The sequence below is a fragment of the Kitasatospora sp. NPDC091335 genome, from assembly GCF_044757205.1.
Taxonomy (GTDB): Bacteria; Actinomycetota; Actinomycetes; order Streptomycetales; family Streptomycetaceae; genus Kitasatospora.
In genome coordinates this window covers 309,848-322,145 of record NZ_JBIVUM010000010.1, presented here as the reverse complement: position 1 = coordinate 322,145, position 12,298 = coordinate 309,848, and the positions used below count along the sequence as shown (strand labels likewise).

12 protein-coding genes and 1 tRNA gene are annotated in these 12,298 nt (G+C 73.9%); 8 read left to right on the top strand and 5 right to left on the bottom strand.

The features are described 5' to 3' along the window. From ACIQOW_RS22985 to ACIQOW_RS22975, 3 genes are all read left to right on the top strand, one after another. Positions 1–303 (top strand): acyl-CoA dehydrogenase family protein (locus ACIQOW_RS22985; protein WP_401087730.1); only part of this gene is annotated, 303 nt, incomplete at its 5' end. A gap of 164 nt (positions 304–467) precedes the next feature. Next, positions 468–1,151: a TetR family transcriptional regulator gene (locus tag ACIQOW_RS22980; protein WP_188301826.1), complete on the top strand. Its 684-nt coding sequence runs from the start codon at positions 468–470 to the stop codon at positions 1,149–1,151. Between the two features lie 285 nt (positions 1,152–1,436). Continuing rightward, positions 1,437–2,798, top strand: coding sequence for a chloride channel protein (locus ACIQOW_RS22975; RefSeq protein WP_401087728.1), 1,362 nt, complete (start codon positions 1,437–1,439; stop codon positions 2,796–2,798). Here the strand turns inward: ACIQOW_RS22975 and ACIQOW_RS22970 are convergent. Next, complete coding sequence (locus ACIQOW_RS22970; protein WP_401087726.1) at positions 2,791–3,405, bottom strand: MarR family winged helix-turn-helix transcriptional regulator; 615 nt, start codon at positions 3,403–3,405, stop codon at positions 2,791–2,793. The two genes, ACIQOW_RS22975 and ACIQOW_RS22970, sit on opposite strands and share 8 nt — an antisense overlap. Positions 3,406–3,773: 368 nt before the next feature. On the opposite strand from ACIQOW_RS22970, the gene ACIQOW_RS22965 reads away from it, so the two are divergent. Further along, positions 3,774–4,043 carry a hypothetical protein gene (locus tag ACIQOW_RS22965; protein WP_401087724.1) on the top strand — a complete coding sequence of 90 codons (270 nt, stop codon included), beginning with the start codon at positions 3,774–3,776 and terminating at the stop codon, positions 4,041–4,043. Positions 4,044–4,117: 74 nt separating this feature from the next. Here ACIQOW_RS22965 and ACIQOW_RS22960 read toward each other — a convergent pair. Then, a tRNA-Leu gene (locus tag ACIQOW_RS22960) sits at positions 4,118–4,205 on the bottom strand. Between the two features lie 291 nt (positions 4,206–4,496). On the opposite strand from ACIQOW_RS22960, the gene ACIQOW_RS22955 reads away from it, so the two are divergent. From ACIQOW_RS22955 to ACIQOW_RS22945, 3 genes are all read left to right on the top strand, one after another. Next, a complete protein-coding gene (locus tag ACIQOW_RS22955) occupies positions 4,497–5,828 on the top strand; it encodes a M20/M25/M40 family metallo-hydrolase (protein WP_049659731.1) in 1,332 nt (443 codons plus the stop codon). Positions 5,829–6,078: 250 nt separating this feature from the next. Next, positions 6,079–6,315: a chaplin gene (locus ACIQOW_RS22950; RefSeq protein ID WP_401087722.1), complete on the top strand. Its 237-nt coding sequence runs from the start codon at positions 6,079–6,081 to the stop codon at positions 6,313–6,315. Between the two features lie 295 nt (positions 6,316–6,610). Continuing rightward, positions 6,611–7,498 (top strand): chaplin, encoded by an 888-nt coding sequence (locus tag ACIQOW_RS22945; RefSeq protein ID WP_401087720.1) that lies wholly within the window; start codon positions 6,611–6,613, stop codon positions 7,496–7,498. Between the two features lie 142 nt (positions 7,499–7,640). Here the strand turns inward: ACIQOW_RS22945 and ACIQOW_RS22940 are convergent, their stop codons facing one another. Continuing rightward, positions 7,641–7,847, bottom strand: coding sequence for a DUF5703 family protein (locus ACIQOW_RS22940; protein ID WP_401087767.1), 207 nt, complete (start codon positions 7,845–7,847; stop codon positions 7,641–7,643). Between the two features lie 331 nt (positions 7,848–8,178). On the opposite strand from ACIQOW_RS22940, the gene ACIQOW_RS22935 reads away from it, so the two are divergent. Continuing rightward, positions 8,179–8,784: a hypothetical protein gene (locus tag ACIQOW_RS22935; RefSeq protein ID WP_188301825.1), complete on the top strand. Its 606-nt coding sequence runs from the start codon at positions 8,179–8,181 to the stop codon at positions 8,782–8,784. Positions 8,785–8,882: 98 nt separating this feature from the next. Here ACIQOW_RS22935 and ACIQOW_RS22930 read toward each other — a convergent pair whose 3' ends face one another. Then, positions 8,883–11,042, bottom strand: a complete 2,160-nt coding sequence (locus ACIQOW_RS22930) for a helix-hairpin-helix domain-containing protein (protein ID WP_401087718.1) — start codon at positions 11,040–11,042, stop codon at positions 8,883–8,885. Positions 11,043–11,100: 58 nt separating this feature from the next. Next, positions 11,101–12,081, bottom strand: a complete 981-nt coding sequence (locus ACIQOW_RS22925; RefSeq protein WP_401087716.1) for an aldo/keto reductase — start codon at positions 12,079–12,081, stop codon at positions 11,101–11,103. Between the last annotated feature and the right edge of the window lie 217 nt (positions 12,082–12,298).

The following is a 12,298-nucleotide window of genomic DNA, read 5'->3' as shown; positions in this document are numbered from 1 at the left end:
GGTGTCCAGTTCATGTTGGCGGACATGGCGATGAAGCTGGAGGCGGCGCGGCAGTTGACGTATGCGGCGGCGGCGAAGTCGGAGCGTGGGGACGGTGATCTGACGTTCTTCGGTGCGGCGGCGAAGTGTTTCGCGTCGGACGCGGCGATGGAGATCACGACGGACGCGGTGCAGTTGCTGGGTGGGTACGGGTACACGCGGGACTATCCGGTGGAGCGGATGATGCGGGACGCGAAGATCACCCAGATCTACGAGGGCACCAACCAGGTCCAGCGGATCGTGATGGCCCGCAACCTCCCGTAACCGGCCGGCGAGCGCACCACGGCGCGTACCACGCGCACCGGCGGCCGGGCCCGTGAGCGGCCCGGCCGTCGACGCCGCCCCCGTCCGTGGATGTTAGGTTCCGGTGAATGAGCGATCAGGAAGAGCAGGACCAGTCCATGAATGACGGGCCCTCGAAGCCGGCGATGCGCGAGGCGCTGGTGGCCGCGGCCTTCGAGCTCTTCCTGGAACGGGGCTTCGAGCAGACGACCGTCGACGACATCGTCTCGCTGGCCGGTGTCGGGCGGCGCTCCTTCTTCCGCTACTTCCCGGCGAAGGAGGACGTGGTCTTCCCCGACCACGAGCGCAGCCTCGCCGAGATGACGGAGTTCCTGGACTCGGGCACCGGCGAGGAGGACCCGGTCAAGCACGCCTGCGACGCCGCCCGCCTGGTCCTGCGGATGTACGCCGAGCAGCCCTCCTTCTCCGTCCAGCGCTACCGGCTGACCCGCAAGGTGCCCGGCCTGCGCGCGTACGAGCTGTCCGTGGTCTGGCGCTACGAGCACACCCTCGCCGCCTACCTGCGCGGCCGCTTCGCGGACCGCCCGGACGGACCGCTGCGCGCGGACGTGATCGCCGCGGCCGTCGTCTCCGCGCACAACCACGCCCTGCGCACCTGGCTGCGCTCGGGCGGGGAGAGCGACTGGGTGGCCGAGGTGGACGCGGCGATGGCCTTCGTCACCGGCACCTGGAGCGACCGCCCGGCCGAGGCCGCCGACGAGGGCGAATCCGACGAGGTCGTGGTCCTGGTCGCCAGCCGCCGGGCGCCGCTGTGGCGGATGGTCCAGGGCATCGAGAGCGCCCTGGGCGCCGACACCCGCCAGGCCTGACGACACCCGCCAGGCCTGACGACGCGCGCCAGGCCTGACGGCACCCGCCGGGGCCGGCGGTGTCTGCCGGGCCTGACGGCACCCGCCAAGCCTGACGGCACCTGACGACACCTGACACCCGCCGGAGCCTCAAGGGCTTCGCCTCACCCGTGCGGCGCAACCGCGCCCGGCCCGGCACCGCCCGGTCTCCCGCGCGCCGTGCGGCGCCCCGGCGTCCGGGCGAGACTCGGTCGCAGGACGGGGCCTCCCGGGCATCGGGCGGCCCGGGAGCGTGAGGGAGCGGCGATGCCGGAGACGTCCCAGCAAGGGGGCAGCGGCCCGACCCTGCGCGAGGTGCTGCTGCACAGGGGCTACCTCCGGCTGCTGCTGATCTCGGCACTGGTCGGCATCCCGGTCTCGCTGGCCGCCTTCGGCTTCGTCGGCCTGGAGCACGAACTCCAGCACTGGGTCTGGGAGAGCCTGCCCGAGGCGGCCGGCTACGGCCGCGCCCCCTGGTGGTGGCCGCTGCCCGCGCTGCTGCTGGCGGGCCTGCTGCTGGCCCCGATCGTGACCCGGCTGTCCGGCCACGGCGGCCACGTCCCGGTGGACGGGCTGGGCGGCCCGCCCACCGCGCCCGCCGCCGTCCCCGGCGTGGTGCTGGCCGCACTGGCCTGTCTGCCGCTCGGCGCGGTGCTCGGCCCGGAGGCGCCGCTGATGGCGCTCGGCGGCGGGCTCGCGCTGCTCGCCGTCCGGTCCGCCCGGCGGGCCGAACAGCCGCAGCTGGTGGCGGTGTTGGGTACGGCCGGCGCGGCGGCGGCGATCTCCACCATCTTCGGCAGCCCGCTGGTGGCCGCGGTGATGCTGATCGAGGCGGCCGGGCTGGGCGGCCCGCAGCTGATCGCGCTGATCCTGCCCAGTCTGCTGGCCGGCGGGGTCGGCGCGCTGGTCTTCACCGGTTTCGGTCACTGGACCGGTCTGTCGATCGGAGCGCTCTCGCTGCCGCGCCTGCCGAGGAGCGGTGTGCCCGACCCGGGGGACTTCCTCTGGGGCGTCCCGCTGGCCGTCGCGATCGCCCTGCTCTGTGTGGCCGGGCAGACCGTCGGCCGCCGGGTGAAGACCCTCACCACGACCGGCACCGCCCGGCAGACCGCCCTCCGTACCGTGCTGTGCGCGGTCGCGGTCGGCGGCTGTCTCGCCGGGTACGCCCTGCTCACCGGCCGCTCCCCGGAGGAGGCCGCGCTCTCCGGGCAGGCCACCCTGGGCGTGCTCGCCGCGGACCCGGGGGCCTGGCCGGTCGGCGCGCTGCTCGCGCTGGTGCTCTGCAAGGGGCTGGGCTGGTCGATCGCCCTCGGCAGCCTGCGCGGTGGCCCGATCTTCCCGGCGATCCTGCTCGGTGCGGCCCTCGGCACGGCCTGTTCCTCGTTGCCGGGCTTCGGCGCCGCACCCGCCCTGGCCGTCGGCCTCGCGGCCTCCGGTGCCGCCGTCACCGGCCTGCCGGTCACCGCTACCGTGCTGGCCGCCGCCCTGCTCGGCGGCGAGGCGGCGAACTCGATGCCGCTGCTGATCGTGTCCACGGTGGCGGCCCTCATCACCGCGGAGTCGCTGCGCGGCCGGCCGAAGCGGGACTCCGCCCCGGCCGGCCGTACGGGGGCCGCCCCGGTCAGCTGACCTCCTGGCCAGGGCCGTCCGCGACCGCGGTGAGGTACTGCTCGATCTGCTGCTGGTTCTCCACCAACCGCAGGCACAGGTGCCGCAGTTGGGCCAGCTCGTCGGGGTCGAAGCCGCGGAAGACGGCGGCCATGGCGCGTTCGGTGGGCACCCGGAACTCCTCCAGCCAGGCCAGCCCCTCGGCCGTCGCCGTGACCAGCACCGCCCGCCGGTCGTCCGGGTCGGGGGAGCGGCGGGCCAGCCCCTCCCGTTCCAGGGTGTCCACCAGCCCGGTCGCGTTGCGCGGACTCACCCCGCCGGCCCGCGCCAACTCGCCCACCGTCAGCCCGGATTCATCCGCCTCACCCGCTTCGCGGGCCGCACCGAGCCGCACCAGCACGTCCAGTGCCCCCGCGCTCAGCCCGCGCCTCTGCGATCCGTGCGCCCGCAGCCTCTCCACCGCGTGGAACGCCGACCGCGCGGCGGCGGCCGCCTCCAGCGCCAGGGTGTCCCCGCCCTTGGTGAACACGCCCATCGCGGTCCGCACCCTGCTGTCGTACAGCCGGCCCTCGGCGTCCCGCCCCAGCGGGCCGGTCGCCGTCTCCCCAGATTTATTTACCTGCTTCATAATGAAGCCATTCTGCACTGCCTTGGGAGCCTGTCAAGGGGCTGCGGGCTGGGGGCTGCCGACTCGATCGGCGCTGCGGGTCGTCGACGTTCGCCGGGCGGGGCCGTCGGCGCCGCCGCCGGAGCGGCCCCGCGGCGGGCGCCCGGCCGTAGTGGAGGGTGACCCGGAGTGCTCCGGCCGACTGATTCGCCAGACAGGCGTACGAACTGTATTTCTGCTGATGGGAGCGGCGTTTCTGACGGACTGTGAGACCGCGCGGGTGCGGGCACCGGTTGCGGCGGGATCCGGGGCATGGCTCCCTGAGTCCTGTGCGGGGCCGATCGGCGCCGCCGCCCGTGAACCCCGAAAACTCCGTGGAGGAGATCTTCATGCGTGCTCTCAAGCGAGTCGTGGCCGTCGGTGCTCTCACCGTCCCGCTCGTGATCGGCTGCGCCGGCCTGGCCTCGGCCCAGGAAGGCCTGGACGCGTCCTTCGGCAAGGGCCAATTCATCGCCAACGAGAACGGCGCGGGTGTCGCCAGCACCCAGTCCTCCGTCAGCCCCGACGGGGTCTCGCACGCCGACTTCTGGATCTGGGCCGACGACACCGGCGTCTACGGCTCCTTCACGGGATCCGGCGCCACCTGGCAGAGCGAGTGACGTAGCCCGCGGGCCCCGAGGGGAAAACCGCGATGGAAAAGCAGAAGGGCCCCAGATCGACTGGGGCCCTTCGTTGGTGTCCGAGGGGGGACTTGAACCCCCACGCCCGATAAAGGGCACTAGCACCTCAAGCTAGCGCGTCTGCCATTCCGCCACCCGGACCGGGTGTCGCCCTCGCGATTTCCGATCTCTCGTCCGTCGCGCTGACAGATGTAACTGTAGCAAAGATCGGCTTGGGCTCCCAAAACGGTTCCCGGCCGGGGACCGGGGCCGGCGGCGGGGGCAAGGACCGGCGTGTGGCGGCGGCGTGACCAGGGGGTTTCGGGGCAGTGCGGGGGGTGGATCGGGATCCGGGGCTGGGGGAGGATGGGCGGACGTGCTCGTACGGCCCGGGTGCAGGTCCCGGGGGTGGCGCGCTGGTGCGTCGGTGCGGGCCCAAGACGAGGAGTGACCGTGAGCGAGCGGAGCGAGTCGGCGGCCCCGAAGGTGACGGCTGAGTCGGAGGTCGCCGAGATCTGTCGCGATCTGATCCGGATCGACACCAGCAACTACGGGGACGGGTCCGGGCCGGGCGAGCGCAAGGCGGCCGAGTACGTCGCCGAACAGCTCGCCGAGTTCGGGCTCGAACCGAAGATCTTCGAGTCGGCCAAGGGCCGGGCCTCGACCGTGGTGCGGATCGAGGGCGAGGACCGCTCCCGTCCCGGCCTGCTGATCCACGGCCACACCGACGTGGTGCCGGCCAACGCCGCCGACTGGACCCACGACCCGTTCGGTGGCGAGATCGCGGACGGCTGCGTCTGGGGCCGCGGGGCGGTCGACATGAAGGACATGGACGCGATGACCCTGGCGGTCATCCGCGACCGGCTGCGCACCGGCCGCAAGCCCCCGCGCGACATCGTGCTGGCCTTCCTCGCCGACGAGGAGGCCGGCGGCACCTACGGGGCGCGCTTCCTGGTGGACAAGCACCCGGGGCTGTTCGAGGGCGTGACCGAGGCCATCGGCGAGGTCGGCGGCTTCTCCTTCACGGTCAACGACCAGGTCCGCCTCTACCTGGTGGAGACGGCCGAGAAGGGCATGCACTGGATGCGCCTGACGGTCGAGGGCCGGGCTGGCCACGGCTCGATGGAGAACGACGACAACGCGATCACCGAGCTGTGCGAGGCGGTCGCCCGGCTCGGCCGGCACCAGTTCCCGCTGCGGATCACCAAGACCGTCCGGGCCTTCCTGGACGAGCTGTCGGACGCCCTCGGGGTCGAGCTGGACCCGGAGAACATGGACGAGACCCTGCGGGTGCTCGGCGGCATCGCCAAGATGATCGGCACCACGCTGCGCAACACCGCCCAGCCGACCATGCTCGGCGCCGGGTACAAGGTGAACGTGATCCCCGGTCAGGCCACCGCGCACGTGGACGGGCGCTTCCTGCCCGGCTACGAGGAGGAGTTCCTGGCCGAGCTGGACAGCGTGCTCGGCCCGCGGGTGAAGCGCGAGAGCCTGCACTCGGACAAGGCGATCGAGACCGGCTTCGACGGTGCCCTGGTCGAGGCGATGCAGACCGCGCTGCGCGCCGAGGACCCGATCGCCCGGGCGGTGCCGTACTGCCTGTCGGGCGGGACGGACGCCAAGTCCTTCCAGGACCTCGGAATCCGCTGCTTCGGCTTCGCGCCGCTCCAGCTGCCGCCGGAGCTGGACTTCGCCGGGATGTTCCACGGCGTGGACGAGCGGGTGCCGGTGGACGGCCTGAAGTTCGGCGCCCGGGTGCTGGACCGCTTCATCGACGCCTGCTGATCAGGCGACTGGGTCGGCCCGCTCCCGGAGTGCCGGGGGCGGGCCGACCGCATTGTCGGAGCTGATGATTGTGGGACGGGTTGAGGGAGATCGACAGAAACGATTCTTCCGAGAATTCCAGGCTGATCATGTGTGCGAGTCATCACCGTTGCGGGTGAATGGGAGATTCCTTCCGTACCCCGTTTGCCGCAGTGTCGTTCATCCCTGTGCAGCCCGCCGAACGGGTTGCGTTGTCCATACAGGAGGAATGATGAAGGTCAAGAAGATCGCCGCTGTCACCGCCGCCACCGGCGGCCTGGTGCTCGCCGCCGCCGGTGTGGCGTCGGCTCAGGCCGGCGCCGAGGGTGTGGCCGCCGGTTCCCCGGGTGTGGTGTCGGGCAACCAGATCCAGATTCCGGTGCACGTGCCGGTCAACTTCTGCGGCAACACCGTGAGCGTCATCGGCGTGCTGAACCCGGCGTTCGGCAACTTCTGCGCCAACACCTGAGCCGACCTCCGGGCCGCCGAGGCCTGTTGAGCGGACTCGACGACCCCCGGGCGGCGGACGCGCCGCGCCGGGGGCGTTCGGGTTTCCGGCGGGCGGGGGAGGCCCCGGATACACGGAGCGCGACACGATCGCTCGATCGGGTGAAGCTGATTCGTTCGGCTCAACCTCGCCGTTGGCCTCTCGTTAACTCGTGTGCAGTCGAAGCCCTTGCGTGATTTACGGATATTCCGAAATTCCGACTTTCGCAAGGTTCATGTCAAGGTCGACACGTCGTCTCGAAATGTCAGGGGAAAACATGAGGAATGTAGCCAAGAAGGGGATCCTCACGGCCGTGGCCACCGGCAGTGTGCTGGCCTCGGCCGCCGGCTACGCCTACGCGGGGGGCGCCGAGGCACAGGGGGGTGCCGTCGGCTCGCCCGGCGTCGCTTCGGGCAACTCGGTGCAGGTGCCGATCGAGGTGCCGATCAACGCCTGCGGCAACACGGTCGACGTGATCGGCTTGCTGAACCCGTCCTTCGGCAACCACTGTGCCAACGCCAGTGGCGGGAGCCATCACGCGGGCCGGCCCGCCCAGGGCGGCCAGCCCGGCGGAGCGGGCAGCGGCCAGGGCGGCAGCGGCCACACCGGCGGAGGCGCGGGTGGCGGCTCCGGCACCGGCGGGGGCTCCGGTGGCACCGGCATCCCGGGCACCACCGGCATCCCGGGCGCCACCACCGTCCCTGGGGCCAGTGCCTCCGGCGTTGCCACCAACTCGGCCGGTGTGATCTCCGGCAACAGTGTCCAGGCGCCGGTGGACGTTCCGGTCAACGCCTGCGGCAACTCGGTGAACGTGGCCGGCGTCGGCAACCCGGCCTTCGGTAACGACTGCGTCAACGTGGCGAAGGCCGCCCCGAAGCCGGTCGAGGAGTGCGAGGAGGCCTGCCCGACCACGCCCCCGTCGCCGCCGCAGACCTCGGCCGAGGAGGTCACCCGCAACGGCGCTCCGGCCCCCGTGGCCACCTCGGCCGCCGCCGTGACGCCCGTCGCCGCGGCCGAGAGCGCCCTGGCGGCCCCGGCTGCCGCCCCGGCCGCCCAGCTGGCCTCCACCGGTGCCGGCGGCGTCGAGCTGCTCGGTGCCGCCGGCCTCGCGCTGCTGCTCGGCGGCGGTGTGCTCTACCGCCGCTCCCGCGCCGGCGTCCGCTGACGCGGCGGACCAGGGGCCGCTGACCCGGCCCCGCGCGCACCCACCGTGGGAACGACGCGCCCGCGGCCGCCGAGTGAACGGGCGGCCGCGGGCGCGTGAAGGGTCGGTGCGAGTTCTCCCCGGGGCCGGGACGCCCCGTCCGTCACCAGGCCCGGACCTGCCGGATGATCCGCCGCTTCAGCCGTACCGTCCGGCTGCCGTCGGGAAACAGCCTGAGCCGGTCGAGCTCCCAGTGCCCGTACTCGGCGTGCTCGGTGAGCAGTTGGCGGGCCGCGTTGCGCGTGGTGCCGCGCGGCATGCGCAGGGACTGGTACTCGTACTCCGGCTGCCGGACCGGCTTGCGTGGGATCAAAACGCTCCTCCTGGGGATCACCTTCGGGCAAGCCTACGGCCTGCCCCGGACGGAAGCGGTGCCCCGGGGGGATGCGGTCCGACCGGTCGACTGACAGTGCATCAGTTCTGTTGTCGCCGTGGAGGGGATACCCCGATGCCGGCGCGCGAAGCGGCACCCGGACGGCTCCGCAGGGCCCGGCGCGCGCCCTCCGCGCCCGTTGCGCGCCGGTACCGCACGGGGACGAACCGGCACCGATCGGACATCAGGGGGGAAGTTGCGGTGAAAACGGGGGTGTAGGTGACAACCGCTGTGCGTACCGGCGCCGCGGGGAGATAGCGTCTGCACCATGTCTGATGCCGCGCAGCCCACCATTGCCGAGGTACGCGCCGCCGCTGAGGCGGTCAAGGCCGCCATCGACCGTCATCTGGAAGCGGTGTCAAGCCCCAACGCAGCCGATGATCCCGCCGTGTCCGCCGCCTACGAGCAGCTCGCGACGGCGGCCATCGCCTACGACCAGCTCCTGTACGAGGCCTACGACGAGGTCACGCCCTTCGAGATCCCCGGGGACGAGGGACCCGGCGGGTACCACGGCCCCGAACAGCCCGAGGCGATCAGCGTGTTGATCCGCCGCGACTACCACGTCGTCGACCCCAAGCGGCTGCGTGCCCAGGCCGAGCGGCTGGACGAGTCGCTGACCCCGGGCGGCGTGGGCGCCGGCGAGGTGAACGCCGCGATCGGGGTGCTGTTCGGCGAGTACGAGCCGGACGAGATCGCCGCCCGCAGCGAGGAGTTCGGCCTGGAGGAGGCCGACTCGACGCTCTGGGTCGCGGCCGCCGAGCCGACCGATCCGGGGGAGTGGCTGCCGGAGCCCTTCGAACACGCCGATCCGCAGCTGCTGATCTGCCGGTTCGACGTGAGCGAGGTCTACGACGACGAGGACCCTGACGACTGAAGCAGTCGACGACCGAAGCCGTCCGGGACGGCCGACGGGCGGGCCCGGGACCACCGGGGCCCGCCCGTCGCGCGTCTCCGGCCGGTCGGCGCGGCGGGTCAGTACGCCGAGGCGGCGTTCTCGGCGAGGATCGCCCGGAGCCGGGTGGTGCGCGGCTGCGCCGGGCGCCCGGTGACGGCCTGGCCGAGCGCCGGGCCCGCCGCGTGCACCACGGACAGGTGCCGCTCGCCGCGGCCGAAGGCGGTGTAGACCCACTGCCGGGTGAGCACCGGGGCGGCGTCCTCGGGGAGCACCACCACCGCGCCCGGCCAGCGCCGGCCGAGCGCCTGGTGGACGGTCAGCGCCCAGCCGTGCCGCAGCCTGGCGGCCTCGGCGGGCGGGACGGTCCGGCGCGAGCCGTCCGTGTACTCCAGGTGCAGACCGGTGGCGTCGCCGTCCAGCACCCGCGCCGGGCGGGTGGTGCCGGGAGCGGGGGAGTCGACCACCCGGTCGCCCGGGTCGAAGCCGCCGAACCGGCCGGGGCCGGGGTTGAGCCTGGCCTTGGCGGCGGCGTTCAGCGCCCGGGTGCCGGCCGGGCCGCCGTGGCCAGGGGTGAGCAGCACCACCTGCTCGGCCGGGATGCCGAGCGCGCGCGGGATGGAGTCGGTGAGCAGCTGAATGGCGCGGTGGACGGCCTCGCCGCCGTCCTTGGCGGTCAGGATGACCACCTCCTTGTCCGGCGCCTCGACCGGCTGGAGCTCGCCGATGCCGATGCCGGAGACCAGTTCGCCGATCGGGCCGAAGTCCGGGGTGCGGGAGGCGACCGCCGGGCAGACCTTGGCGGCGAGCAGGTCGGCGAAGAACCGGCCGGGGCCGGCCGACCAGAGCTGACCGGGATCGCCGCTGAGCACCAGCCGGGTGCCGTCGGCGAGCGACTCCAGGACGATGGCGGCCAGGTCGACGTCCAGCAGTGGCGCGTCCAGGACGACCAGCAGGTCCAGGGCGAGGGTGCCGTCCGGGGCGCGGCCGGGGCCGGCGGTGCCGGAGAGCAGCTCGGCGAGGGTGACCACGGGGGTCTCGGTGCCGTCCGGGGCGCCGGCGAGCGCGGCGAGGGAGTCCCGGCCCTGGTCGGTCCAGGTGGCGGCCCAGGCCCGCAGCCCGAGGCCCCGGGCGGCGGCGACCAGGGTGGCCGGTTCGGCGCGGGACGCCTCGCCGCCGGTGTGGAGCACCAGGGCGCTGTCGGCGACGGCGCGGATCAGGGCGGTCGCGGAGGAGGACGGGGCGGCCTCGGCGGCGGCCGCCCAGGCGCTCGGACCGGGGGCGGCGGGGCCCCCGGCGGCCTCGGCGCTCACGGTGTCCTCGGAGTCTGCGGTGCCCGGCGTGTCCTCGGTGTCCGGCGCGCCCTCGGTGTCCCCGCCCGGGACGAAGGTGGCCATCAGCTGGACCAGCTTCTCGGCGAGGCTCTCCTCCGCCATCGCCAGCCCGGCCAGCCCGAGCAGCGTCCGGGTCGGTGCCTCGTCCTCCTCGTCGCCCCCCGTCGCCTGCGCCTCGGGGCCGGTCAGCTCCTCCTGGAAGGACAGCACCCGTCCGTCCTCGACGGCGGCCCGGATCGCGTCGGCCGGTTCGGGCATCCGGAGCCGGTCCAGGCCGGCCGCCACCTCGGAGAGCTCCAGGGCGGAGTGCCCGCGCAGCGCCGCCTGCTCCAGCAGCCACGGCACCAGCGCCCGGGCGCGGCGCTGGTCGTCCGGGCCGGCGCCGGCGCCGAGCAGTTCCCGGGCGAAGCCGTCCGCGTGCTCGGGCCGGACACCGGGCAGGCTCAGCACCGCCCACGGGTCCTCGCGCAGCCGCGCGGGGGCCTCCTCGCCGAACGCGGCCACGGCGGCCGCCGCCAGCTCGGCCGGGGCGCCGCCGGCGGTCAGCACCTCGGCGGTGGCGCGGAGCGCCTCATCGCGCTGCTCGTCGGAGACCACCGGAGCCGGAGCAGCGGGAGCGACCGGAGCGGCCGGGGTGACCGGGGCGGGTGGGGCAGCCGGGGCGGGAACAGCCGGCTCCGAAGCCTCGGCCGCCGACGCGTCGGGCTCCGGAGCCTCGGCCGCCGAGGGCTCCGCCATCGAGGCCTCCGCGCGGGCGGCACCCGCCCGCGCGGCGTTCGACCCGGCGTCCTCGGGCTGCATGCCGCGGATCCGCTGCGCCAGCTCCGCGAACGCGGCGGCCTTCGCCTCGGGGGTCAGCCGGGCCCCGGAGGTCACCTCCGGAGCGCCGTTCCCGGTGTCAGTCATCGTCGTCCGCTCCAAGGGTCACTCCACTGCACGTTCTGTTCGACGACCCGGGCCGGGGTCACAACTCGGTCCAGCCCTGGTCCGGGTAGCGGTGCACCGGCGACGAGATGTCGTCCAGCGCACCACGGATCTCATCCGGAAGCGTAAGCGCCTCCACCGACAGCGCCGCCTGGAGCTGGGTCACCGTCCGCGCTCCGACCAGCGCGCTCGCCACCCCCGGCCGGTCCCGGACCCAGGCCAGCGCGACGGCCAGCGGGCTGCTGGCGAGCCCGTCGGCGGCGGTGGCGAGGGCGTCCACGATCCGCCGCGAGCGGTCCCCGAGGTACGGCTGGACGAATCCGGTCAGGTACGGCGAGGCCCCGCGCGAGTCCTGCGGGATGCCGTGCCGGTACTTGCCGGTGAGCACCCCGCGCCCGAGCGGCGAGCCGGCCAGCACCCCGACCCCGGTGTCCAGCGCGGCGGGCAGGGCCTCGCGCTCGATGCCGCGCTGGAGCAGCGAGTACTCCAGCTGCGCACCGGCCAGCGGCACCCGCCCGGGGTGGGCGTGCTGCCAGGTGGCGGCCCGGGCGAGCTGCCAGCCGCTGAAGTCGCAGACCCCGACGTAGCGGGCGCGCCCGGAGGAGACGGCGATGTCGAGGGCGCTGAGCGTCTCCTCGACCGGCGTCGCGGAGTCGAAGGAGTGCAGCTGCCACAGGTCGACGTAGTCGGTGCCGAGCCGGCGCAGCGAGGCGTCCAGGGCGGCGAGCAGGTGGCCGCGCGAGCCGTCGAAGCGGCGGGCGGACTCGGGGACGCTGCCGGCCTTGGTGGCGATGACGAGCTCGGAGCGGGGGACCAGGTTGTCGGTGAGCCGGGAGATCAGGTACTCGGCGCCGCCGTCGGCGTACACGTCCGCGGTGTCGACCAGGTTGCCGCCGGCGTCGACGAACTCCTTGAGCTGCTCGGCGGCCTCGTGCTCGTCGGTGTCGCGGCCCCAGGTCATGGTGCCGAGGCCGAGCCGGGAGACCTGGAGACCGGTGCGGCCGAGGTGACGCTTTTCCATCGGACGGGTCCTCCACTGGCCGGTGGCCCCGGGAGCCCCGGCAGCCCTGTAAACGCGCAGGTGGAGAGAGTGCTCCCCACCCCGGCCGAGCGTAGCGGCCGGTGCCCGGGCAGGGGTGCAGACCCGCAGACGACCGTTCGCGGCGGAAACCGGGCGGGTGTGACCCAGCCCACCACTACCCGTCAGTAGCATGACGGGTCGGGCGCGGCTACCCTCG

Excerpts from the sequence above, each read along its gene's own strand:
- ACIQOW_RS22980 (WP_188301826.1), top strand. The coding sequence starts at position 468 with ATGCGCGAGGCGCTGGTGGCCGCGGCCTTCGAGCTCTTCCTGGAACGG.
- ACIQOW_RS22975 (WP_401087728.1), top strand. The coding sequence starts at position 1,437 with ATGCCGGAGACGTCCCAGCAAGGGGGCAGCGGCCCGACCCTGCGCGAG.
- ACIQOW_RS22970 (WP_401087726.1), bottom strand. The coding sequence starts at position 3,405 with ATGAAGCAGGTAAATAAATCTGGGGAGACGGCGACCGGCCCGCTGGGG.
- ACIQOW_RS22965 (WP_401087724.1), top strand. The coding sequence starts at position 3,774 with ATGCGTGCTCTCAAGCGAGTCGTGGCCGTCGGTGCTCTCACCGTCCCG.
- ACIQOW_RS22950 (WP_401087722.1), top strand. The coding sequence starts at position 6,079 with ATGAAGGTCAAGAAGATCGCCGCTGTCACCGCCGCCACCGGCGGCCTG.
- ACIQOW_RS22945 (WP_401087720.1), top strand. The coding sequence starts at position 6,611 with ATGAGGAATGTAGCCAAGAAGGGGATCCTCACGGCCGTGGCCACCGGC.
- ACIQOW_RS22935 (WP_188301825.1), top strand. The coding sequence starts at position 8,179 with ATGTCTGATGCCGCGCAGCCCACCATTGCCGAGGTACGCGCCGCCGCT.
- ACIQOW_RS22930 (WP_401087718.1), bottom strand. The coding sequence starts at position 11,042 with ATGACTGACACCGGGAACGGCGCTCCGGAGGTGACCTCCGGGGCCCGG.
- ACIQOW_RS22925 (WP_401087716.1), bottom strand. The coding sequence starts at position 12,081 with ATGGAAAAGCGTCACCTCGGCCGCACCGGTCTCCAGGTCTCCCGGCTC.